Annotated in this window: 19 protein-coding genes; 9 read left to right on the top strand and 10 right to left on the bottom strand. The window is 69.2% G+C overall.

What is annotated here, in order from left to right; translation table 11 throughout:
• Positions 1 to 63 precede the first annotated feature (63 nt).
• Both AR539_RS17690 and AR539_RS17685 read right to left on the bottom strand, forming a co-directional pair.
• A complete protein-coding gene (locus tag AR539_RS17690; protein WP_066439728.1) occupies positions 64 to 1,035 on the bottom strand; it encodes a helix-turn-helix domain-containing protein in 972 nt (323 codons plus the stop codon).
• 134 nt (positions 1,036 to 1,169) lie between these two features.
• Positions 1,170 to 1,760, bottom strand: a complete 591-nt coding sequence (locus tag AR539_RS17685; RefSeq protein WP_066439725.1) for a TetR/AcrR family transcriptional regulator — start codon at positions 1,758 to 1,760, stop codon at positions 1,170 to 1,172.
• Positions 1,761 to 1,880: 120 nt separating this feature from the next.
• On the opposite strand from AR539_RS17685, the gene AR539_RS17680 reads away from it, so the two are divergent.
• The gene (locus AR539_RS17680; RefSeq protein WP_066439724.1) at positions 1,881 to 3,815 is read left to right on the top strand and encodes a primary-amine oxidase; all 1,935 of its coding nucleotides are present in this window, start codon (positions 1,881 to 1,883) and stop codon (positions 3,813 to 3,815) included.
• 9 nt (positions 3,816 to 3,824) lie between these two features.
• Positions 3,825 to 4,265 (top strand): hypothetical protein, encoded by a 441-nt coding sequence (locus tag AR539_RS17675; protein WP_066439722.1) that lies wholly within the window; start codon positions 3,825 to 3,827, stop codon positions 4,263 to 4,265.
• Between the two features lie 17 nt (positions 4,266 to 4,282).
• On the opposite strand, the gene AR539_RS17670 is transcribed toward AR539_RS17675, so the two are convergent.
• A complete protein-coding gene (locus AR539_RS17670; protein ID WP_066439720.1) occupies positions 4,283 to 7,759 on the bottom strand; it encodes a DEAD/DEAH box helicase in 3,477 nt (1,158 codons plus the stop codon).
• A gap of 165 nt (positions 7,760 to 7,924) precedes the next feature.
• A complete protein-coding gene (locus AR539_RS17665) occupies positions 7,925 to 8,275 on the bottom strand; it encodes a DUF3846 domain-containing protein (protein ID WP_066439718.1) in 351 nt (116 codons plus the stop codon).
• Between the two features lie 589 nt (positions 8,276 to 8,864).
• On the opposite strand from AR539_RS17665, the gene AR539_RS17660 reads away from it, so the two are divergent.
• Positions 8,865 to 9,542 (top strand): DMP19 family protein, encoded by a 678-nt coding sequence (locus AR539_RS17660; protein WP_066439716.1) that lies wholly within the window; start codon positions 8,865 to 8,867, stop codon positions 9,540 to 9,542.
• 31 nt (positions 9,543 to 9,573) lie between these two features.
• On the opposite strand, the gene AR539_RS17655 is transcribed toward AR539_RS17660, so the two are convergent.
• The gene (locus AR539_RS17655) at positions 9,574 to 10,098 is read right to left on the bottom strand and encodes a COG4315 family predicted lipoprotein (protein ID WP_066439714.1); all 525 of its coding nucleotides are present in this window, start codon (positions 10,096 to 10,098) and stop codon (positions 9,574 to 9,576) included.
• A 226-nt stretch (positions 10,099 to 10,324) separates the two neighbouring features.
• Here AR539_RS17655 and AR539_RS17650 point away from each other — a divergent pair, with 226 nt between their 5' ends.
• Positions 10,325 to 10,825: a sigma-70 family RNA polymerase sigma factor gene (locus AR539_RS17650; RefSeq protein WP_066439712.1), complete on the top strand. Its 501-nt coding sequence runs from the start codon at positions 10,325 to 10,327 to the stop codon at positions 10,823 to 10,825.
• A complete protein-coding gene (locus AR539_RS17645; RefSeq protein WP_066439709.1) occupies positions 10,822 to 11,499 on the top strand; it encodes an anti-sigma factor family protein in 678 nt (225 codons plus the stop codon). The genes AR539_RS17650 and AR539_RS17645 overlap by 4 nt, the downstream gene beginning before the upstream one ends.
• A 45-nt stretch (positions 11,500 to 11,544) precedes the next feature.
• On the opposite strand, the gene AR539_RS17640 is transcribed toward AR539_RS17645, so the two are convergent.
• Complete coding sequence (locus tag AR539_RS17640) at positions 11,545 to 12,351, bottom strand: DUF1206 domain-containing protein (protein WP_066440157.1); 807 nt, start codon at positions 12,349 to 12,351, stop codon at positions 11,545 to 11,547.
• 173 nt (positions 12,352 to 12,524) lie between these two features.
• Positions 12,525 to 13,448 (bottom strand): tRNA (guanosine(46)-N7)-methyltransferase TrmB, encoded by a 924-nt coding sequence (gene trmB, locus AR539_RS17635; protein WP_066439703.1) that lies wholly within the window; start codon positions 13,446 to 13,448, stop codon positions 12,525 to 12,527.
• 86 nt (positions 13,449 to 13,534) lie between these two features.
• Here trmB and AR539_RS17630 point away from each other — a divergent pair, with 86 nt between their 5' ends.
• A complete protein-coding gene (locus AR539_RS17630; RefSeq protein WP_066439700.1) occupies positions 13,535 to 14,152 on the top strand; it encodes a class I SAM-dependent methyltransferase in 618 nt (205 codons plus the stop codon).
• 117 nt (positions 14,153 to 14,269) lie between these two features.
• Positions 14,270 to 15,520, top strand: a complete 1,251-nt coding sequence (locus AR539_RS17625; RefSeq protein WP_066440155.1) for an MFS transporter — start codon at positions 14,270 to 14,272, stop codon at positions 15,518 to 15,520.
• A gap of 26 nt (positions 15,521 to 15,546) precedes the next feature.
• Here AR539_RS17625 and lhgO read toward each other — a convergent pair whose 3' ends face one another.
• Positions 15,547 to 16,752, bottom strand: a complete 1,206-nt coding sequence (lhgO, locus tag AR539_RS17620) for an L-2-hydroxyglutarate oxidase (RefSeq protein WP_066439699.1) — start codon at positions 16,750 to 16,752, stop codon at positions 15,547 to 15,549.
• A gap of 143 nt (positions 16,753 to 16,895) precedes the next feature.
• On the opposite strand from lhgO, the gene AR539_RS17615 reads away from it, so the two are divergent.
• Positions 16,896 to 18,344 (top strand): MFS transporter, encoded by a 1,449-nt coding sequence (locus tag AR539_RS17615; protein WP_066439698.1) that lies wholly within the window; start codon positions 16,896 to 16,898, stop codon positions 18,342 to 18,344.
• 22 nt (positions 18,345 to 18,366) lie between these two features.
• On the opposite strand, the gene cycA is transcribed toward AR539_RS17615, so the two are convergent.
• Both cycA and AR539_RS17605 read right to left on the bottom strand, forming a co-directional pair.
• Positions 18,367 to 19,851 carry a D-serine/D-alanine/glycine transporter gene (cycA, locus tag AR539_RS17610; RefSeq protein WP_066439695.1) on the bottom strand — a complete coding sequence of 495 codons (1,485 nt, stop codon included), beginning with the start codon at positions 19,849 to 19,851 and terminating at the stop codon, positions 18,367 to 18,369.
• Between the two features lie 419 nt (positions 19,852 to 20,270).
• Complete coding sequence (locus AR539_RS17605; protein WP_066439694.1) at positions 20,271 to 20,936, bottom strand: class I SAM-dependent methyltransferase; 666 nt, start codon at positions 20,934 to 20,936, stop codon at positions 20,271 to 20,273.
• Between the two features lie 212 nt (positions 20,937 to 21,148).
• Between AR539_RS17605 and AR539_RS19765 the strand changes: the two genes are divergently transcribed.
• Positions 21,149 to 21,496, top strand: coding sequence for a hypothetical protein (locus AR539_RS19765; RefSeq protein WP_082699433.1), 348 nt, complete (start codon positions 21,149 to 21,151; stop codon positions 21,494 to 21,496).
• Positions 21,497 to 21,724 lie beyond the last annotated feature (228 nt).

Raw genomic sequence — 21,724 nt, 5'->3', positions numbered from 1 at the left:
GCCGGATCTGTCCGGCACCGCCCCTTCTGCATTCTGCCGGCGCCTGAGGGCTCCGGGCCGGGTTCAGGCGCCGCGCCGCCAGTCGCTGGGGGAAACGTCGAAGGCATCGCGGAAGGAGCGGCTAAAGTGTGCGGCGTCCAGGAAGCCCCACCGGGCGGCCACAGCACCTACGGACTTCCCGGCGTGAAGCGGGTCCCGCAGTTCGCGGCGCGCCCCTTCCAGCCGCTGCGTCCTGATCCAGCTCGCCACCGTGGAGCCGGATTCATGGAAGACGTTGTGCAGGTGACGTGTGGAGATGAAATGGGCGGCCGCGATCGAAGCGGGCGAGAGCAGCGGATCGGCCAGGTGGGCGTCGATATATTCGCGGACCGAGGCCGCCAGCAGGGATTGTGGCCGCATGCGGTCGGCGGACATGTCCAGCTCCGAGTGGAGCATGGTGGAGACCAGATCGAGGGCATTGGCGGCCAGGCGGGACCCGCTGGGGCCGCTCAGCGCATCCAGGTTCTCCGCGAGGTGGGCAATGAACGGCCCCACGATCGCGGCGAGGCCGCCGTCGGACGCCATCCGTACGGCCGAAAGTTGTGCGATGCAGTCGGGTGGCAGGGACAAGGCGTCCCAGGGAAACATGACCACCATGAGCCGGGCGTCGCCCTCGAAGGCGAGCGTGTAGGGGCGGCTGGTGTCGTAGATGGAGAGATCTCCCGGCTGCAGGACGGCCTCGCGGTTGTCCTGGATGAGGAGCCCGGTGCCCTGCAGCTGCAGGTTGAGCTTGAAATAGCGCTGGTTCGACTGCGCAATCAGCGCCGGCGTGCGGTGGACCTCATGGCTGGTGGAGGAGACCTCGACGACGGCCACGCGGTCCAGCCGCCGGGCCCGCATGCGGCCGCGGAAGTTGTCCGTGTCGTCGCTCGAGGCTGCCAGCGGAACGAACGACTCCGCGACGAGGTGCTTCCAGTGGTCGAAAGATGTTGCCGTGCTGCTGCGGACGTCCTGTCCGGCCGGGCGGGGCGAGGGGTGGGCTGCAACTGCGGTCATAGAGAATCCTGACGCCGTCGTAATTCGAAAGGGCTGTGTCGTGGGACACAGTCCTTTCAGGGTAGCGCCGCACCCGGCGCATGTCATCTTTTTTCAACACTCGGCGAATAAAGGCCGAGAAGTGGGCGCTGGGCCTAGCGGGCCAGCAGGGTGAGGAAACCCTCTAGCTGGTCGGTCAGCCCCAGCTCCACCTGCCCTTCCGGGGCGAGCGCCGCCGCGACCTGCGCGCCGAGGAGCAGGTTGAGCAACTGCCCGGCCAGGGTGGCGTCGCCGACAGTGGTGGTGACAGCGCCGGCCTGGCGTGCCTCGGCAAGGAACTGCCGCATCGCGGCCAGCCACTGCTCCATTGAGTCCCGGTGGATCCGGGCCTTGTGGGGGTCGTTGATGGCCTTCTGCCAGAACGGGATGACAATCCGGGCTTCGTTGATCCGCTCCTCGTCGAGCGGCAGCACCTCGAGACAAAACACCCGCAGCGCCGCGAGTCCGGCCTGTCCGGCGGTGACCTCCCGGATGCGCTCGTTGGTGCGGTTGAAGACGTGCCCGAACGCAAAGGTCAGCAGGTCGTCCTTGGTGGGGAAGTATGGCTTGAGGGCGCCGTTTGCAAAGCCGGCCTCGAGGGCGATTTCCCGCATGGTGGCGCTTTCGATCCCCAGCCTGGCGATGGTCCGCCAGGTGGCGTCGACGAGCTCGAGCCGCCGCTGGTCGTGGTCGACGATCTTTGGCACGGTACTGCTCTCCAAATCATTTGCGCCGGACTCTTGTGGCACAGCTTACATTTCCGTATTCTCTACAACTATAGAAAATAAAGTTCCGACCCGCCGGGTCCCCGAACGAAGGCCGTCATCATGACCGCACCAACCGACATCCGCACGGAATCTAGTCCTTCCAGCGCGTACAGCCTCGCCGCGGGCACCGAAATCTCCGCAGTCCAGGCCATCCTGCGCACAGCGGGACTCCTCGGCGAGACCAAGCGAATCGCCTACCTGGGCCTGGTGGATCCCGCCAGGAATGCGCCGGCAGGCGCAGACGAACGCCGGTTCCGGGTCTTCGTCCATGACATCGCGGGAGGGCGGCCGGCTGACGTGACCGTCTCGGTGTCCAGCGGCACGGTGATTTCCGCCGTCGAACTCGACACGGCGGCGACCGGGGAGCTCCCTGTCCTGGAGGAGGAGTTCGAGGTGGTCGAGGCGCTTCTTGCCACGGACGAACGGTGGCTCAAGGCCCTGGCCAGCCGCGGCCTGGACGTCGGCAAGGTCCGGGTTGCCCCGCTGTCCGCCGGTGTCTTCGAATACCCGGAGGAGAGGGGACGCCGGATCCTCCGCGGCCTGGCCTTCGTGCAGGACTTCCCCGAGGACAGCGCCTGGGCTCACCCCGTGGACGGCCTTGTGGCGTACGTCGACGTCGTCAGCAGGGAAGTCACACAAGTGCTGGACACCGGCGTCTTCCCGATTCCGGCCGAGCACGGCAACTACACCGATCCGGAACTGACCGGCCCGCTGCGCACCACGCAGAAGCCCATCAACATCACCCAGCCCGACGGGCCCAGCTTCACAGTCACCGGCGGCAACCACGTTGAATGGGAGAAGTGGAGCGTGGACGTCGGCTTCGATGTCCGCGAAGGCGTGGTGCTGCACAACCTGGCCTTCCGGGACGGAGACCGCGTGCGTCCCATCATCAACCGCGCCTCCATCGCCGAGATGGTGGTCCCGTACGGGGACCCGTCGCCGGTCCGGTCATGGCAGAACTACTTCGACACCGGCGAATACCTGGTGGGCCAGTACGCCAACTCCCTGGAGCTGGGCTGCGACTGCCTCGGCGAGATTACCTACCTCAGCCCCGTCATCAGTGACGCCTTCGGCAACCCCCGGGAAATCCGCAACGGCATCTGCATGCACGAGGAGGACTGGGGCATCCTGGCCAAGCACAGCGACCTGTGGACGGGCATCAACTACACCCGCCGCAACCGCCGCCTGGTGATCTCCTTTTTCACCACCATCGGCAACTACGACTACGGCTTCTACTGGTACCTCTACCTCGACGGCACTATCGAATTCGAGGCCAAGGCCACCGGAGTGGTCTTCACCTCCGCCTTCCCGGAGGGCGGCTCGGACAACATCTCCCAGCTGGCCCCGGGTCTGGGCGCGCCGTTCCACCAGCACCTCTTCAGCGCGCGGCTGGACATGGCGGTCGACGGCTTCACCAACCGCGTCGAGGAGGAGGACGTGGTCCGCCAAGCGATGGGTGCGGGCAACGAGCGCGGCAACGCGTTCTCCCGGAAGCGGACAGTCCTGGCGCGCGAATCGGAAGCCGTCCGGGAAGCCGACGCGCGCAGCGGCAGGACCTGGATCATCTCCAACCCGGAATCACGCAACCGCCTGGGTGAACCAGTGGGCTACAAGCTGCACGCCCAGGGCCAGCCCACCCTGCTCGCCGACCCGGAGTCCTCCATCGCCCGGCGTGCCGCTTTTGCCACCAAGGACCTGTGGGTCACCCGGTTCGCGGAGGATGAGCGGTACCCCACCGGGGACTTCGTCAACCAGCACACCGGCGGGGCCGGACTGCCGGCCTACACCGCCCAGGACCGCGACATCGACGGACAGGACATCGTGGTGTGGCACACCTTCGGGCTGACGCACTTCCCCCGGGTCGAGGACTGGCCCATCATGCCCGTGGACACGGTGGGCTTCAAGCTCCGGCCCGAGGGGTTCTTCGACCGCAGCCCCGTGCTGGATGTGCCCGCGAGTGCACAGCCGGCCGGCGGCGGACACTGCCACAGCTAGGCCGATGCCGTGAGTGCCGCGGTCAGCGTGCGCGGCGGGGCCGCACCCGCCGTCCATTCCCGGATCTGCGCAGCGGTCACGGCAGCGTCGTGTCTGGCACACCTGTGGCTGGTCACCGGGAACCAGCACGGGATCTGGCTGAACCTGCTCATGCTGGCCATGGTTGCGGTGTGCCTCCCGTGCGCCGTGCATATCTGGCAGCACGGACGTGCCGCCGCCTTGCGCCGGGTAATGGCCTCGGCGCTGGCGATGACCGGGGTACATACGGTTCTGCTGCTCGGCGCCGGGGCGCAGGGTCACATGGGCCACGCTGCTGCTCCCGCATCAGCCGGGGCCGCGCCCTCGGGTGCCGGAGCGATGCTGGCAGTCATTGCGGTTGAACTTGCGACGGCGATGCTCGCCGCGACGCTCCTGGCCCGGCTCCGGGCCAGGAGCGTCCCCGCGGTCTGAGCGCCCCCTGGGCTGCCTCAGTTGGTGAACAGGCCGGCCAGGTCCTCGGCCGTGAGCGCTCCGCCGGACAGCGCGTCGCCCGACATGACGTCGGCGAACAGCTGGGACTTCCGGGCCTTGAGCGCCATGACCTTCTCCTCGATGGTGTCCTTCGCCACCAGCCGGTAGACCATCACGTTCCGGGCCTGCCCGATCCGGTGCGTGCGGTCCACCGCCTGCGCCTCCGAGGCCGGGTTCCACCACGGGTCCAGCAGGAACACGTAGTCCGCCTCGGTCAGGTTCAGGCCGAACCCGCCGGCCTTGAGGCTGATCAGGAAAACCGGGGCGGCGCCGTTCTTGAACTCATTGACGACGTCGGAGCGGTTCCGGGTGCCGCCGTCGAGGTAGCAGAACTCGATGTTCTCCTCGACAAGCCGCTCGCGGACCTTGCCCAGGAAGCCGGTGAACTGGCTGAAGATCAGGGCGCGGTGGCCTTCCGCCACGAGGTCCTCCAGTTGCTCGAAGAGGACATCGAGCTTGCTGGACCGGACGCCGGACAGCGAGGGGTCGATCAGTGACGGGTCCAGGCTGAGCTGCCGCAGCAGGGTGAGTGACTGGAAGATGGTGAAGCGGTTCTTGTTGACATCATCGATCAGGCCCAGGATCTTCTGGCGCTCCCGCTGCAGGTGCGTCTGGTAGACCTTCTGGTGCCGCGGGTTCAGCACCACTTCGAGGATCTGTTCCTGCTTCGGCGGCAGGTCGTGGATGACCTGCTCCTTGGTGCGCCGCATCATCAGCGGACGGACCCGGCGCCGGAGCTTGTCCAGCTGCGCCTTGTCACCGTTCTTCTCCACCGGTTTCTGGTAGTACTCGGCGAACCGTTTGGGGCTGGAGAAGAGGCCGGGCGCCACAATCGAGGTCAGGGCCCAGAACTCCATGAGGTTGTTCTCCAGCGGGGTGCCGGTGATGGCCAGTTTGAACGCCGCCGGAAGCTTCCGCGCGCACTGGTAGGCCTTGGACTGGTGGTTCTTGACGAACTGGGCCTCGTCCAGGACCAGGCCTGCCCATTCCTTGGATGCGTAGGCATCGTAGTCGATCCGGAACAAGGCGTACGAGGTGATGACGATGTCCGCGCCGGCCATCGCCTCGGCCGGGTCCGAACCGCTCTTGGCAAAGGTCTCGCCGATGGCCCGCACCGTGAGGCCGGGGGCGAACCGGGCGGTCTCGGCATCCCAGTTGCCCACCACACTCGTGGGGGCCACCACCAGGAACGGCGCATGGGGCGCAGTCCCGGGCACCGCGCCGTCCAAAGCAGCGCCGTCCGGGGTGGTGCCGGCGGGAGCACCGCCGTCGGGCGCTGCGGCCGGGTTCCGTGCCGCTTCCTTGGCGGCGCAGATCAGCGCGAGGGCCTGCACCGTCTTGCCCAGGCCCATGTCGTCGGCCAGCACCCCGCCGAGCCCGTGGCGGTAGAGGAAGCTGAGCCAGTTGAAGCCCTCCAGCTGGTAAGGGCGCAGCTCGGCGTTGAGCGTTGCCGGCAGCGGAAGGCCCTTCACGCCGCCTTCCAGCAGCCCGCCCACAGCCTCGCGCCAGGCCGCGGCCTGCTGGTCGACGATGCCGAGCTGGGCCAGTTCGTCCCAGAGGCCGGCCTGGAAGCGGCTGATCTGCAGCGGGGCGTCCTTGTTGTCCTGCAGCTCCCGGGCCTCCTCGATCAGGGCGCGGAGCTGGTGCAGTTCGGGCAGGTCAAGGGAAAAGTAGGCGCCGCTGGGGAGCAGCATCTTGGTCTGGCCGGCCGCCAGGGCCGAGAACACGGCCGCGAAGGACACCGGCTGGCCTTCCAGGGAAATCTGGATCCCCAGGTCGAACCAGTCCCGCTGTTCGGTGGCCTTGGTGGAGATGGACACCACCGGGGCCTCCTCGGCCTCCCGGTAGTCGGCAATCTCGCCGGAGGTGTCCACCGAGACGCCGGGGACCTTGCGGAGGTGGGGGAGCAGCTCCTCGGTGAAGGCCAAAGTATCGAGGCCGCTGAGTTCCGCCGTCGCCGCCAGCCGCGGGGTTCCCCAGCCGCCCGTGGCGGATTCGCCCAGCGCCGGCACCACGTCCCACGGCTGCCCCACGGCGTCCAGGATCCGGGCCTCGGCAGGGTCGTCCCGGTAGCCGTGGTCGCCGGGGTGGCGCCACAGCGGCTGGGCGGTGACGTGTGTGCCGGAGGTGTAATGCCACTCCCAGTGCAGCCGGACCCGGTGCCCGGCGCCGTAATTCGCCAGCAGGGACAGGGTGGGCACAGCCAGCTGGGGCAGTTCCACGGACTCGTCGGAGGCCGTGACGCGGGCGCTCTGCTTGAGTTTTGGGTAGAAACCGGTCAGGAAGCGGCTCTCGTCGCGGGCCGGAATGTGCAGCGTGGTCCCCGCCGTCACAAAACTCAGGAGCTCTTCGCTGAGGCCGCCCTCCAGCGGGGCCAGCGTGATGACGGAGTCTCCCGGTGCCACACCGGGCAGGGTGTCCGATCCGGACGTCAGGAAGATGCCGTGGGCCGGGCGGCCGATGGTCCCGACGGCGGCCGGGTCCACCACTTCCCCCTCGACCGTGATGGTGGGGGCGAGCGACAGCCCGCCGTCGCCGTCGCCCTCGGCCGGGACGGGTGTGGTCCGGTACCGGGTCAGGTTGAGTCCGACGGCGGCCGGCTGCTCCACGAGCCGCACGGGCTCGGAGCCACGGCTGTGGACCAGGGCGACGCCGACCTTCCGCGCCTCTGCCAGCAGGCTCCACAGGTTCTTGCCGGCGTAGGTGTTCAGGCCCAGCCACAGGCCGGTCCCGGCGTGCTGGCGGTTGGCCTGGGCGGTGTGCGAGCCGAGGAACTCCTGCATCCACTCGACGTGGGCCTGGTTGCACTCGCGCCGGTAGCTGAGGTAGCTCAGGGTGTTCCATGAGACGTCGCCGCGGATCCATTTGCCCTTGGCGCCCATGATGACGGGCCGGGCCTTCAGCTGGCGGACGCTGCGCAGCGGATCCCGGCGGCCGGTGTAGGAGAAGTGCGGGGCGGGTTCTTCGATCTCGAACTGGAGAGCCAGCGGGGTGCCGTTGGTGGACGGGGTGATGCCGGGCTGGGCGATGAGCGGGCTGAGGGCCTGTTCCCAGTCCGGGACCTCCGGCGCCGCGGCCTGCCGGGAGAGCCGGCTGACGTCGGCCGGGGCCAGCAGCTGGACCCGGATCGCCGGGTTGTCCTCGGCGGCAAACAGCAGCGCGGCCACGTGCTTGCAGTCCTTCCGGACCGGGCAGCTGCAGACGCCGACCGTGCAGCTCCAGCCGCCCGCCTTCCGGACCAGCTTCGCCGTCGTGGAGTACGGCGCGGGCGCCCCGCCGCGCACCTTGCCGAGCATGAGCCCGGTGGCGGCGTCAAAGGACATCCCGGACACGCGGCTTCCCATGGCGTACGCCAGTCCGGCCGCGAGGGAGCGGTCGTTGATCGCGGGAGTCTGTATTGCCAGTGCCGCACTCTCGTCCGGATGGGATGGCATGTGCGCACTACTTTCAGCAGTTGGTCATCTGATCCATCTTAGCGAGCCGGGGCGGCCACCCCGAACCTGCGACGACGGGACCAGGGCCGCAGCGCGTTCTCCGTCCGCTGAACCCACGCGAGAGAGGGGATCCCGGCTGGTGGCTGCGGGCTCTCTGCCTTCCGGTCAGGCTGCCAATGCTGTGTTGAAGAGGCGCCCGGCCAGCTGCAGCAGGGGTGCCGGTACGTCAGCGTCGTCGCCGTCGTGCCCGTGGCCGAGGAACACCACCGTCCCGCTGACGGTGTCCTCCAGCGGGACGCCTGCCTCGCGGATCAGCACCTCGGCCCGGGCATTCAGGGGCAGGGGAATGAAGTCCGCCTCGTCGTTCAGGAAGGCATGCCAGCCCGGGCCGGTGATGGCCCCGACGTTTCCTTCCACCAGGGTCTGCCGTGCGGGCAGGGATGTGTCGATCTCCTCAACCCGAATGGGGTGGCTAAGGCGGGGCGGAATAATCAGTGCATAACGTCTCTGGCGCATGACTGGGTCTTTCTGTGTCTGACCAACCAGCAATTTCTGCAGGCTGGAAAAATCGGTCGCACGGGAAATACCCGGCACCCGAAAAAGGAGTTATGTGGCGGCCCGGCGTTCACTGCTCTGCATTGCGCTAGGTGGCGGGAATTTAGGCAGAAGCCTGAATGGCGCGGGCGGACGGCCGCAGCTAGGAGTGGAGCGTCCGGCCGCCCGCGGATCTTTCCCCGCAGGGGCCGTGGGTCACCGCTGGTTTTTACGCGGCTTCACGAACAGAATGTCGCTGGATTCGCTTTTTGCCTTTTTGTCGGCTCTCTTTTCGAGAATCGACTTTCCCGTTTTCTTGACATTGCTGTTTCGGGGAGACTTTCCGGACAATGGAATCACGCCTTTCTAAACGCTATCTACCCATCACCATACCCACTTATATTTTTAAAGCCAGTCCATGAATTTTATTGCCGGTCTCCGTTCAGGGGTGGGGACGCGGGACACCCAAACTTCGCCGGACGTTCAGCTCGGGCTCGGCCGCAGCCCGGGCGGCGCAACGTACGTTGAAAGGGTTCGGAGCGGCACCCGCCTTCAGCAGTAAGGATCTTCTATGAGCAACGGCCTTTCCGCCAGCCTTCCCGCCGCCGGCTACGCGGCGGTCCTGCCGCTGGAGTGCATCAACGGCACCGACGCCGACGTCGTGGACGCGAACGTGGACGTGGTCAACACGATGTACGCGGAGCTGTTGGATGTCGGGGAGATCGCCCCGAACGCGCTGCGCAGCTACTACGTCGACTTCTACCTGACGCAGGCACTGAGCGGCGGGTTCGCCCAGTACGTGTTCAGCGCCCCCGAGCGCGAGGAGATCGACGAGTACGTCCGGGCCGGGCTGGAGGGGATGGGGGCCGCCGCGCACCTGGATCTCTTCAACCGCTCCGCGGCGGCCTTCGACTCGCTCTCCGAGGAAGAGGCGGACGCGTACCTTGACGGGGACGCGGAGCTGGACGGCGCCCCCAATGGCGGCGGTGGCGGCAGCACCGCCGCGGACGCCGTCCGGCTCCTGGACGAGCTCGACGGCGAGTTCGAAGCCCTGATGGGCACCGAAGACATCGTCGCGCTCAACGCCGCCTGGCTCCGGAGCCAGAGCGACCTCCTCGTCCTGGGCGAGGAGGAACTGGACCGCCACATCGCCGAGCGGGTGGCCCGGATCCCCAACCTGGCCGAACGCCAGGCCGAGGCAGACGAGGAGGTTCTGGCAGCCGTCGGATTTGAGGACCTGACCGACTGAGCCGAGGACCCGGCGTCGCCGGTCTCCCCTTCTAGCCGGCGGCGGTGATCATCTCGCCGGACGGTGCCACGAGATACCAGACGCCGCCGACGCCCTGGCCCGTGATGTCCCCGGCCGCGAGGTCCTTGGCGTAGTAGTACACCGGCATGCCGTTGATGGTCAGCTGTTTCTTGCCGTCGGGGGTGGCGATGGTGCCCACGGTGCCGGTGACGCCGTCGACCGTCGGGGTGTCAGCTGCGGCGAGGACCGGCGGCCACGCGTCGAGGCAGCCGCCGGTGCAGGCGCTGGTCCCGGAATCCTTGACGTCCTTCGTGTAGTAGTAAACGCTCATGCCCTTGCCGTCCACCACGATCTGGCCGGCGGAGGACTCGGCGACCTTGAGGTCCGCGGTGGCCGCGGCCGGGGCCGAACCCGGAGCCGACGTCGGCGGGGAAGCCGCTGCGCTGGTTGGGGCCGCCGTGGTCGAGTAAGCGGTGGTTCCGCCCGTGCCGGCACAGCCGGAGAGAAGGGCGGCGAGGGCCATAGCGGACAGGCCGACGCGGAGGTGCTTTTTCATCTGCTGCTCCTTGACTCGGATCCTTAAGCGGACCGGCCAATCGGCTCCGGCCGGCGCTAACCGTTACGACGCCGTCGGGGCCAGAATGGTTCACAGCGGGCCGGGTCGCGCCCCGGCGCCGGCCCGGATGAACTGTTCCGGCGATCTGCACGTCGTAGGGGCAGAAGCGCCGGAACCGACCGGCGCGGAAAGCGCAGCGCCAGGGACGACGCCAGGGAGGACGGCAATGCCGCTGGACGAAGACGTGGTGGCCGCGATCTACCGCGACCACGGGGCAGCCCTCAGGCGCTTCGTCCTGAGCGCCTGCCGGGATCCGCAACTGACGGAGGACATTGTGCAGGAGACCGTGCTGAAGGTCTGGCAGCAGGCGCCGCACATCACCGGAAGCCTGCGGAGCTATCTGTTCCGGACCGCCCGCAACATCATGATCGACAACTACCGCAAGGCCCAGCGGCGGCCCCAGGAAACAACGGACCGGGATTTGGCCGATCCGGCAGGCGGCGCCGAACGCGTCGACGAACTCCTCAACCGCGTCCTGATGGAAGAAGCGCTGCTGCGGCTCAGCGCCGAGCACCGGGATGTCCTGGTGGCCCTCCACTACCGCCGCTACACCGTGCAGGAGGCATCGGTCAGCTTGAACATCCCGAACGGAACAGTGAAGTCCCGGGCGTTCTACGCCGTACGGGCCCTGCGGACCATCCTCGACGAGATGGGGGTGCAGCGATGAGCGCCACGGACCCGCACCAGCTCCTCGGCGCCTACCTGCTGGGCGGCCTGGAACCGGCCGAGGCCGCCGCCTTTGAGGATCACCTGGGCCGCTGCGCTAACTGCCGGCGGGAGCTGGACGAGCTTGCCAGCCTGCCGGCACTGCTGGACGCGCTCCCAGTGCCCGACGCCGTTGCCCTCGCCACGGCGGCCGGGCGGGAACCGGCGGCGTCGGTTCCCGCGCCGGCTGCCGTGCCGCGGCGGCTGCTCGATGAGCTCTCCGCGCGGCGCCGGAAGATCCGGCTCCGGTGGACCGCGGCGCTGGCCGCGGGTGCCGCGGCGTGCCTCGCCCTGGGGATCCTGGCCGCGCCGTTGGTGAATCAGCCGCCCAAGCCGGATGCCAGCTACTCCGTCCAGGCCAGCAACGGGCTGCAGTTCACGGTGGGCATGGTGAAGAAGACCTGGGGCACCGAGCTCGCCGTCGACGGGCGGAGCCTCCCGGCGGACGGCACCCTCTCCCTCTGGGTGAAGGACAGCGACGGCGGCGAGGAACGCGCCTGCGCCTGGACGGCCACGCCCAGCGGCAGGGTACGGATCACCGGGGCCACGCCCGTGCAGCTGACCAACATCGCCAGCATCGAGATGCGGGACGGGCAGCAGCAGGCCATGGCCGTCATCACCGTCCCCCGCAGCTGACGGCAGGGTCCGGATGACGGTGCCGGAGCGCCTGAGGTGCGGGCCCTACATTTTGGCGAGTTTTGCCCGCACCATCATGAAAATGCCGTAGCAGATCAGGCCGATGCCGACGGCGGCCAGCATGTACATACCGAACGGCTGGTCGCGGAGGGCCTTCAGGCCGCCGTCGATCCCCGTCGATTCCTCGGGGTGCGCTTTGACGGTGGCGATGATGACCAGCAGCCCCACCAGCAGCAGGGCAACGCCTTTGGCCGCGTAGCCCACCACGCCCAGGACCGTCACCGCCGTCCGTGCCTTGGGCGACGCCGGGAGGCGGAGGTATTTGGCGAACGACTGGCGGAAGCCCCGGATGGCATACACAACCCCGGTGATCGCGATGGCCGCGCCGATGGCAATCAGGAGGGCGACGCCGCCGGGGGCCTTCATCATCGACGCCGTGAGGTTGCTCGTGGCGCTGCCCTGGTCCGAACCGGCACCGCTGGCGAAACTGAAGAAGGTGATGGCGAGCCCGGCGTACACGACGGCCTGGAGTGCGGCCTTGAGCTTTTTGGCCAGCTTCTTTTTGGCAGGCAGGTGCTCGAAATCGAAAATGGCGTCGCTGGTCTGCCAGATGGCGAGGGCCACGCACGCCGCGAACGAGGCCCACAGCAGCAGCGGGCCGGCCGGCTGGGTGGCGAGCTGCTGCACCGCCCCGCTGACGTCGGCCTTCCCTTCCCCGCCCATGGCGAGCCGGATGGCAACGACGCCGATGAGGAGGTGCAGGATCCCGCTCACGGCGAAACCGGCACGGGCCACGATCTCCAGGGCGCGGGAGTTGGTGATGTTTTCCGCGGCGTCCGTGGCGGATCTCAGTTCTTTTTTGATGGCGGGATTCCTCAGCTGGCTCGGTGGTTCGCCCGGGCTTCCGTTCCGCCCGGTTGGTGCATCTTCCGCAATCGTGCCACGCGGAGCCGCGCGGGAAAAGCACCCGCTGCGCCGGACCTGGAAAGGCGGCCGGACAAGGTCCCGCCGGAGCCGGAACCGCGCTACCGGCGGCGGTAGACCAGGTCGAAAATGAGCCGGCCCGCCTCGTGCGCTTTGCCCTCGAAGCTCGTCAGGATCCGGCCGTCGAACCGCGGCGCCCAGCCCCCGGTCTGGTCGATGCCCTCGTTGGGGCCGGTGTGTTCCGTGCTCACCGGCGCGCGGCCTTCCTTGACCGGGGCGCCGCCCACCAGGGATTCGACGCCGGATTCCCACACCTGGGTGAGGGGGCTGTCCGGGCCGCTGCGCTCGCCGTCGTGCAGGTTCTCAAAGTCGGTGGACCCGGACAGGACGTCCCGGACGTGGACGGCGTAGTTGGACCAGTCCGTCGCGATGCGCCAGATGCCCCCGGGCTTGAGGGCCCGCGATGCCAGCTCGGCGAAGGCCGGCTGGATGAGGCGGCGTTTGTGGTGCCGGGACTTGTGCCAGGGGTCGGGGAAGAAGACCCAAAGCTCTGTCACGGATCCGGCCGGCAGCATGGTGGCCAGCACCTCGGGGGCATTCGCCTCCACCACCCGGACGTTGGTCAGGCCTCGGCTGTTGATCTTGATCAGGGTGTTGGCCAGCCCCGGGGTGTAGACCTCCACGGCGAGGAAGTCCGTGTCCGGGTTCTCCTCGGCGGCGTGGCAGACGGCGTCGCCCAGGCCGGAACCGATTTCCACGATCAGCGGAGCCTTGCGGCCGAACTCGGCTTCGGCGTCGAAGACGTAGTCCGGGTGCACGGACGTGTTGGCGACGTGCCGGGGGACCTCCACGGCCCACCGGTCGGAGTGCTCCTCCCACGCAGCCTGCCGGCGGCCCTGCAGCCGGGTGCCGCGGCGCACAAAGCTGACCGGGCGGCCGCCGTAGGTGCCGAAGGAGGCCTGGCTGCCGGGGGTCACCGGGCGCGGCGGCTGTGGCGTTTCGGGGGATTCTGGGGTTTCGCTCATCCCTTCCAGAATAGTGGAGTTCCGCCGTCCGGCCGGGCGGGACCGGGTCAGCCGTTCCTGTCCGGGGGCCGTGGCAGACTGTCCGCATGACCGACGCAATACGCGAATACTGGGACACGCAGGCGAAGGATTTTGACCAGGAAGCCGACCACGGTCTGCGGGATCCGGCCGTCCGGCGGGCATGGGCGGACCTGATCCTGCCGCTCATTCCCGGGCCCGGCAGCGACGTGGCGGATCTGGGCTGCGGGACCGGCAGCCTGTCCCTCCTGCTGGCGGAGGCCGGCCACCGCGTCCGGGGCCTGGACCTCTCCGCCCGGATGGTGGAAGCGGCGCAGGCCAAAGCTGCCCGGGCTGCCGCTGCCGGCGGGTTTCCGCCCCAGGCGGCGGTGGACTTCCTGCAGGGTGACGCCTCGGAACCGCCGTACCCGCCGGCAAGCTGTGACGTGGTGCTGGCCCGGCACGTGGTGTGGGCGCTGCCGGATCAGGACGCGGCGCTGGGCCGCTGGGCCCGGCTCCTGCGCGGAACGGGAACCATGGTCCTGGTCGAGGGGCTGTGGGGTACCGGCGCCGGGATACCCGCCCAGGAGTGCCGGGACCTGGTGCTCCGGCACCGCCGCCATGCCGACGTCGTGCCGTTGACGGACCCGGCACTGTGGGGAAAGGAGATCAGCGACGAACGGTACCTGATCCTCAGCCGGAGCTGAGCGGACGCCCAGGGCGGCGGCGGGGGCTGTTGACAACTCCCGCGGCGCCCGGCCTGCCAGAATGGGTCCGTGACTGTACCGAAGAGCTCCCAGGACTCCACCGTCGGCGGCCTCAAGATCGAGGACGGCCGGGGCCTGCTGGTGGACGCCGAAATCGACGACGTCCCCGCGGCGGAACCCACCCGCGTGGCCGGCCGCCGCGCCCTGGCCTACCTGGGCGTCTGCCTGGTCCTGATCGGACTGAACCTCCGCACCGTGTTCTCCAGTTTCTCCGCGGTGCTTCCCGAGGTGACGGCCGACGCCGGGCTGCCCGGCTGGGCGGTGGTGGTCCTCACCACCGTGCCGGTGACGCTGCTGGGAGTCTTCGCGCCGCTGGCACCCGTACTGGCCCGCCGGTTCGGCGCCGAGCGGGTGCTGCTGGGCGCCATGGCGGTCCTGACCGCGGGGCTGCTGCTGCGCCCCCTCGAAGCGGGGGACGCCGGGCACCTCCCCGCGCTGCTGGCCGGGACAGCAGCATGCGGCGCCGCGATCTCGCTCTGCAACGTGCTGCTGCCCGGCCTGGTGAAACGCGACTTCCCGCACCGGCTGGGACTCATGGGCGGCCTCTACACCACGGCGATCTGCGCCTCCGCGGCCCTCGGCGCCGGATTCACGTATCCCGTTTTTGCCGCGACGGGCGACTGGACCGCGGCGCTGCGGTTCTGGGCGCTGCCCGCCGGCGTGGTCCTCCTGCTGTTCCTGCCGGTGGCCGTCCGGCAGCGCCACGGCCGCCAGCACGCGCTGCACGGCGGCGTGAACGTGTGGCGCTCGGCCATCGCCTGGCAGGTGACCATCTTTATGGTGCTGCAGGCCATGATGTCCTTCAGCGTCTTCGCCTGGCTGGCGCCGATCCTGCGCGAACGCGGCGTGGACGGCGGCACGGCCGGGCTGATCGTCTCCGTCTCGATCGTGCTGCAGATGCTGGGCTCCTTGTTTGCCCCGGCGCTCGCCACCCGGTTCCGGGACCAGCGCGGCATCAACACCGTGGTGGCGCTGATGACCGGCGCCGGCTTCGCGCTGAGCATCTTCGGCCCGCTGCAGCTCATCTGGCTGTGGACCGGGCTGCTGGGCCTGGGCCAGGGCAGCCTGACCGCCGTCGCGCTGACCATGATCATGGTCCGCACCCGCGACGGGCACACCGCCGCGCACCTGTCCGGCATGATGCAGGGCGTGGGCTACGGGGTGGGCTCCACCGGCACCCTGATGGTGGGGCAGCTGCACCAGGCCACGGGGTCCTTCGCGGCCGCCGGGGTGCTTTTCCTCGCCGTCGGGTCCCTGGCCGCGGTGTTCGGGTACCGCGCCGGGCGCGACCGCTACGTCGGCGGCTGACCCCGGGCACGCGGCACTCCAGTGCCCTACGGCCGCCGGACGTTCAGGTACCGGTCCACCAGATGGTCCGCAATGGCCAGGCACGACGTCGCCGCCGGTGAGGGCGCGTTCCGCAGCAGCGTCACGGGTCCTATCTGGTCCACGGCGAAATCGTCCAGCAGCGACCCGTCCCGGTCCCAGGCCTGCGCCCGGACGCCCGCCGCCGTCTTCGCCGTGAGGTCCGCCATGGCGAGTTCCGGGATGAAGCGCCTGGCCTTGCGGTAGTACAGGGTTTTGACCAACGACGCGCTGATCTCCTCCACCCCCATCCGCCAGTGTTTCTTCGCCAGCGGCCAGGCCCCGGGCCAGCGCAGCGACTCCCAGGTGTCCTTCGCCGACACCGCCCGCCACCCGTAGCCCTCGCGGGCCAGCGCCGGAACGGCATTGGGGCCCACGTGCACGTCGCCGTACACTCCGCGGGTGAAGTGCACGCCCAGGAACGGGAACCGCGGGTCCGGGACCGGGTAGATCATGCCCCGCACCAGGTCTGTCCGTTCCGGGCTGAGCGACCAGTATTCGCCCCGAAACGGCAGGATCTTCGGCGAGGGGTCAGCACCCACCAGGCGCGCCACGACGTCGGACTGCAGGCCGGCGCAGGCGATCACCCGGTCGAAGACGTGCTCCGACCCCGCCGCCACCACCAGCACAGTGCTCCCCGCCACGGCCATCGACACCACCTCCTGCCCCAGCAGGATGGTCCCGCCCGCGGCCCGGACGTCTTGGGCCAGCGCTTCGGTGATCGCCGCGAAATCGACGACGGCGGTGTGCGGCGAATGGACCGCTGCCACACCCGCCACGTGCGGCTCGATCTCGCGCAGCCGCGCGGCGCCGTCAAGCCGGGCCAGGCCGGGCACCCCGTTCGCCCGGGACCGGCGTTCGATCTCCGCGAGGGCCGGGAGCTCGGACTCGTCGACGGCGACCACCAGCTTCCCGGCTTCCCGGTAGGGCAGGTTCTTTTCCTGGCAGAACTCCCGCAGGGCTGACCGGCCGGCAACGCACAGGCGCGCCTTCAGTGACCCTTCCGCGTAGTACAGACCCGCATGCACGACGCCGGAGTTGTGGCCGGTCTGGTGGGCGGCCAGCCGGTGCTCCTTCTCGAAGACGGTGACCTCGCCGATCCCGGCCTGGGCCAGCGCCCGCGCCAGTGCGATTCCCACAATCCCGCCGCCAATGATGCCGATCCGTTCAGTCACGTCCTTGTGTCCTCTCGCCGTCTATGCCGCCGCGGTCTTCCGGGAAGTATAGAACCGCACGGTGCGGGTGCGCCCGGCCGCCGCCTGTGGCATGCTTCCCCTAAAGCCACCACCCCTCCAGAACTATCGATCAGGCCAGGCCCTTGCCCCGTACCGCCCCCGCCGCGACCCTCGAATCAGCCGGCATCTTCCACCGCGACTACGTCCTGGTGACGCTGGGCGCCTGCGCCCTGGTGTTCCTGGCCGCGTTCGAATCGCTGGCCGTCACCACCATCATGCCGGTGGTCAGCCGTGAGCTGGATGGCGCCGCCTTGTACGCCCTGGCGTTTGCCGGCCCGCTGGCCACCGGCGTTATCGGGATGGTGGCCGCCGGCAGCTGGTCCGACCGGCGCGGCCCGGTGGGGCCGCTGTACGCGTCCGTGGCCATGTTCGTGGTGGGCCTGCTGGTCGCGGGGACGGCGGAGACCATGCCGGCCCTCGTGGCGGGCCGGCTGGTGCAGGGCCTGGGCGGCGGGGCCATGACGGTGGCGCTGTATGTGGTGATCGCCCGGGTCTATCCGGCCGTGCTGCATCCGAAGATCTTCGCCGCGTTTTCCGCGGCCTGGGTGATCCCCTCGCTGGTGGGACCTTTTGCCGCCGGCATCGTGGCGCAGCTGCTCAGCTGGCACTGGGTGTTCCTGGGGGTCGTGGGCCTGGTGGTGCCGGCCCTGCTGATGATCGTGCCGGCCCTGCGCGGGCTGCACGGCACCCGCGACGGCGGAACAGGCGACGGCAAAACGAGCGATGGCGGAAACAACGCCGAAAGATACACTGCCGCGCCGGGGGACATGTCCGCCCCTGTACCGCGGAAAACCTCGGCCTCCGGCCGGCTGGCCTGGGCTGCGCTTGCGGCGCTCGCGGTGCTTGGCCTGAACCTGTCCGCCCGGCTCCCGGTGGCCGGCGGGTTCGTAGCCGTGGCCGCCGTCGTGGTGGCCCTCATCGCCGTCCGGCCACTGGTGCCGAGGGGGACCCTAACGGCCCGCCGGGGCCTCCCCAGCGTCATTCTTACGCGCGGCCTGGCCGCTGCGGCGTTCTTCGGCGCCGAGGTGTACCTGCCGTACCTCCTGGTGGAGCGGTACTCCTTCTCGCCCACCTTCGCCGGGCTGGCGCTCACGGGCGGCGCGGTGGCCTGGGCCGCTGGGTCCGCGGTCCAGGGCCGGCTGGGGCCGCGGCTGGATCACCGCCGCGCGGTCCGGACCGGAGCGGCCCTGGTCCTGGCCGCCGTCGTCCTGGTGCTCGTGACCACGCTCCTGGGCTGGCCCGCCGCCGTCGCGATTGCCGCGTGGATCCTCGCCGGAGCCGGCATGGGCCTGATGTATGCGCGCCTGAGCGTCATGACCCTGGCCCTGTCCACCAGGGACAACGAGGGTTTCAACAGCTCGGCGATGTCCATCTCGGATTCCCTGGGCGGGGCGCTGTCGCTCGCCACCACGGGAATCATCTTTGCGGCGTTCACGACGGCGGCGGCATCCTTCGCCGGTGTCTTCGCCCTGACGGCGCTGATCGGGGCCGCCGCCGTGGCGGTGGCCCCGCGGGTGGCCGGGCGCCGGTAAGGACCGGCGCCCGGCGCGTTGGTCAGCGAGCTGCGGTGACCGTCCCGGCGTCGCGCACTGCCTTCCACTCCGCGATCCGCGCCTGCTGCAGCGGCGTCTGGCGGTTGAAATACCAGGCGCCGCCGAGCAGCAGGAACCAGAGCGGCGCCACCAGTAGCGCCAGCCGGGTATCGTCGGCCTGGCCCAGCGCCACCAGCATAAAACCGAAGAACGCGAGCACCACGTAGGGCATAAAGCCCGAACCCGGCATCTTGAACTTCGACGCCGCGTGCAGCTCGGGCCGGCGGCGGCGGAACACGATGTAGCTGACCAGGATCATGGACCACACGAACATGGTCAGCACCGAGGCCACCGACGTGACGATGGTGAACGCGCCGATCACGGAATCGCCGGAGTAGAGCAGCACCAGCCCGGCCAGCAGGAAGATGCAGGAGAACAGCAGGGCGTTCTGCGGCACCTTGCGGATGCTCAGCTTGCCGAAGGCCTTCGGGGCGTTGCCGTCCTGGGCCAGGCCGTAGACCATGCGGGAGGTGGAGTAGATGCCGGAGTTGGCGCTGGAGGCCGCGGACGTCAGCACCACCAGGTTGATGACCACCGCGGCGATGCCGAGGCCGGCGAGGGTGAACATGCCGATGAACGGGCTGCTGCCGGGATCGATGCTGCGCCACGGGTTGACCGCCATGATGACCACCAGGGCGCCCACGTAGAACAGCAGCACCCGGATGGGGATGGAGTTGATGGCCCGCGGCAGGTTCTTTTCCGGGTTCTTGGTTTCAGCGGCCGCCGTGCCCACCAGTTCGATGCCGGCGAACGCGAAGATGGCGATCTGGAATCCGAGGATGAAGCCGAACATGCCGTGCGGGAACATGCCGCCGTCGTTCCAGATGTTGGAGAGGCTGGCCACCGCGCCGCTGGGGGAGGTGAAGTGCGTGGCGATCATAACGATGCCTGTGGCGATCAGGGCGAGGATGGCCACCACCTTGATGATGGCGAACCAGAATTCCGCCTCGCCAAAGGCCTTGACCGTGGGGAGGTTCAGCAGGATCAGCACCACCGGGGTGATGAGGGCCGGGATCCACAGCGGCGTGCCGGGGGCCAGTTTGTCCACGTACCCGGCGATCGCGACGATGTCGGCCACGCCCGTGACCACCCAGAAGAACCAGTAGGACCAGCCCGTGAAGAAGCCCGCCCAGGGGCCCAGCAGATCGCCGGCGAAGTCGCTGAAGGACTTGTAGCTGAGGTTCGAGAGCAGGAGTTCGCCCATGGCCCGCATAACGAAGAACAGCATGAAGCCGATGATCATGTAGACGAAAATGACGGACGGGCCGGCCAGGGAGATGGTTTTGCCGGAGCCCATGAACAGGCCGGTGCCGATGGCGCCGCCGATCGCCAGCAGCTGGATGTGCCGGTTGCCCAGGGCCCGGGCGAGGTGTGGTTCCTGGCCGTGGCTGCTGGCGGTGGATTCTGGTGCAGTGTTCGGGACAGCCGTGGTGGAGCGTTCAGACATGAGGCTTCTTCCTTGTTGCGGGCAGGCCGCCGGAGGACATTCCCGCGGCCCGCACGGATCCGTCGCAGGTGTGACGGAGCTAACACTTGGTGGGGTGGTTTAAGCGTAGGGGCGGGATCGGGGCAGATCCGCGGCGGCGGCTTCCGGCCGGCTGGTGGCGTCCGGCGCCCCTGCGGCGGGCGCGGCCTTGCCGTGACGCGGGAGGCGGCCCCTCACTGGCCGGCCCGCTGCGAAGTTTCCGGTTCGACACCTGTCGAGCATCCGCGGCCCATTTGTCGCCCTGTGTCCCATGTCATACGTAAAAACCCGCGGGGCCGTTCGCGAGGTCGACCGAAGCGCGCGGGGTCGCCGGAACGTTCCGTCGACCCCGCACGCTTCCGTCGCGTTCGAAGCCGGACGGGGTGCGGCAGGTGCCGCGCTCAGTGGGCGGCGAGGCGGGTGGCGCGCAGCACGGCGTCCGCCAGGGCGGCGGCCTCGCCGTCGGGCCCGGTGGCGCTGCGGTACCGGGTGTCGACGACGTCGAGCCGCCACTCGGGCGCTTCAATCCCCAGCTCGGCGGCCAGCTGTTCCGCCGTGTAGAACCGCTCAGTCCCGTGCTCGTGGTGCTTCCCCCATGGCGGCAGCCCCTCGGGGTGGTGGCCCACGATCAGCAGTGTGCCGCCGGTCCGCACCGCGGCGGCGGCCACCTGCAGCGCCTGCTGCCACGGCATCGCGGTGGAATGCAGGAACTGCGCCGTGACCAGATCGAAGAGCTCGCCAGGCACCCACGTGGCCAGATCCTGCTGCACCCACGTGATCTTCCCGCCCTGCCCGCGCTCCTCGGCATGCGCCTTGGCCCGCTCCAAAGCGACGCCGGAGACATCGACGGCGGTGACGGTCCAGCCGCGGCTGGCGAGCCAGATGGCGTCCGCACCCTCGCCGCAGCCCAGGTCGAGGGCCGTCCCGGGCGGCAGGGGCGCGGCCTCGGCGATCAGTTGCGGATTCGGCTCGCCGCTCCAGACCCGCTCCCGGCTTCGGTACATCTCGTCCCACATCTGGGCTGCGCCGTCGTCGCTGCCGGGCCCGGGGTGTGTCTGCTCAGTCATAAAAGTCCTCGCCGGTGGTGGGGTTGGGTTCCCTCATCATTGCAGGGCCCGGCACTCTGCAACAGGCGCGCGGCACCAGGCGCCCGGCGGCGCCCGAAACTGACACACGAAGATCACTCTGCCGAAACGCCCTTGAAACCTCGGTAGGGGAGGCTGGGGCCGGAAGCCGGAATGACACTGGGGTGGATCCGGGTCCACGGAAGGAGCAGGCCATGACCGTAGACGTTGGGCAGCAGGTGCAATCGTGTGAGGAGCTGTTGGTGGGGGACCAGATCGAGGCGTGGCACAACGGGAAACTCTTCCACCGGGGCAAGGTCATCCGCACGGTGGCGGACACTGACCTCTTCTGGATCCTGGACGAGCGGACCGGCACCAGGCGGCTGATCGACGCCGAGGTGCTGGTTGTCCGGCGGGTCCCGGTGCCTGCCGCAGCGGCCGGGCTGGGGGCATCCGGCGCGGACGTCAAGCGGGCGGCCGGACTGCCCGCGCAGGAGGCACGGAAGCCCGCAGCGGCGGGCCCGCACGTCCCGCTGTTCCACGCCCCCACCCTGGCTCCCTAGGCGCACTGGACCGGGAGGAAACCGGCCCGGGGCCGCCGGGATGATAGACTGGACAGACTTGATGTGCAGTGATGCCCACTTTGGTCTCCTTCAGAGACCGGCCCGGTTCACCAGCCGGACCGCCTGGCAGGTTCCCCCGGAATCCGCCAGGAAGTGGGATTTTTCATGTGAAGGGCACATCCTGCGTCGATGAACGCGTTCTATTTGGTCCCGGCCGCCGCCCACCCG

Origin of the sequence: Arthrobacter sp. EPSL27 (genome assembly GCF_001512305.1) — a bacterium.
Lineage (GTDB): Bacteria > Actinomycetota > Actinomycetes > Actinomycetales > Micrococcaceae > Arthrobacter.
Note: the sequence above shows the minus strand (reverse complement) of the source record. Positions and strands in the feature narration are given on the sequence as shown.

Excerpts from the sequence above, each read along its gene's own strand:
- AR539_RS17665 (WP_066439718.1), bottom strand. The coding sequence starts at position 8,275 with ATGCGCCAGAGACGTTATGCACTGATTATTCCGCCCCGCCTTAGCCAC.
- trmB (WP_066439703.1), bottom strand. The coding sequence starts at position 13,448 with ATGAGCGAAACCCCAGAATCCCCCGAAACGCCACAGCCGCCGCGCCCG.
- AR539_RS17655 (WP_066439714.1), bottom strand. The coding sequence starts at position 10,098 with ATGAAAAAGCACCTCCGCGTCGGCCTGTCCGCTATGGCCCTCGCCGCC.
- AR539_RS17680 (WP_066439724.1), top strand. The coding sequence starts at position 1,881 with ATGACCGCACCAACCGACATCCGCACGGAATCTAGTCCTTCCAGCGCG.
- AR539_RS17605 (WP_066439694.1), bottom strand. The coding sequence starts at position 20,936 with ATGACTGAGCAGACACACCCCGGGCCCGGCAGCGACGACGGCGCAGCC.
- cycA (WP_066439695.1), bottom strand. The coding sequence starts at position 19,851 with ATGTCTGAACGCTCCACCACGGCTGTCCCGAACACTGCACCAGAATCC.
- AR539_RS17690 (WP_066439728.1), bottom strand. The coding sequence starts at position 1,035 with ATGACCGCAGTTGCAGCCCACCCCTCGCCCCGCCCGGCCGGACAGGAC.
- AR539_RS17670 (WP_066439720.1), bottom strand. The coding sequence starts at position 7,759 with ATGCCATCCCATCCGGACGAGAGTGCGGCACTGGCAATACAGACTCCC.
- AR539_RS17650 (WP_066439712.1), top strand. The coding sequence starts at position 10,325 with ATGCCGCTGGACGAAGACGTGGTGGCCGCGATCTACCGCGACCACGGG.
- AR539_RS17645 (WP_066439709.1), top strand. The coding sequence starts at position 10,822 with ATGAGCGCCACGGACCCGCACCAGCTCCTCGGCGCCTACCTGCTGGGC.
- AR539_RS17660 (WP_066439716.1), top strand. The coding sequence starts at position 8,865 with ATGAGCAACGGCCTTTCCGCCAGCCTTCCCGCCGCCGGCTACGCGGCG.
- AR539_RS19765 (WP_082699433.1), top strand. The coding sequence starts at position 21,149 with ATGACCGTAGACGTTGGGCAGCAGGTGCAATCGTGTGAGGAGCTGTTG.
- AR539_RS17630 (WP_066439700.1), top strand. The coding sequence starts at position 13,535 with ATGACCGACGCAATACGCGAATACTGGGACACGCAGGCGAAGGATTTT.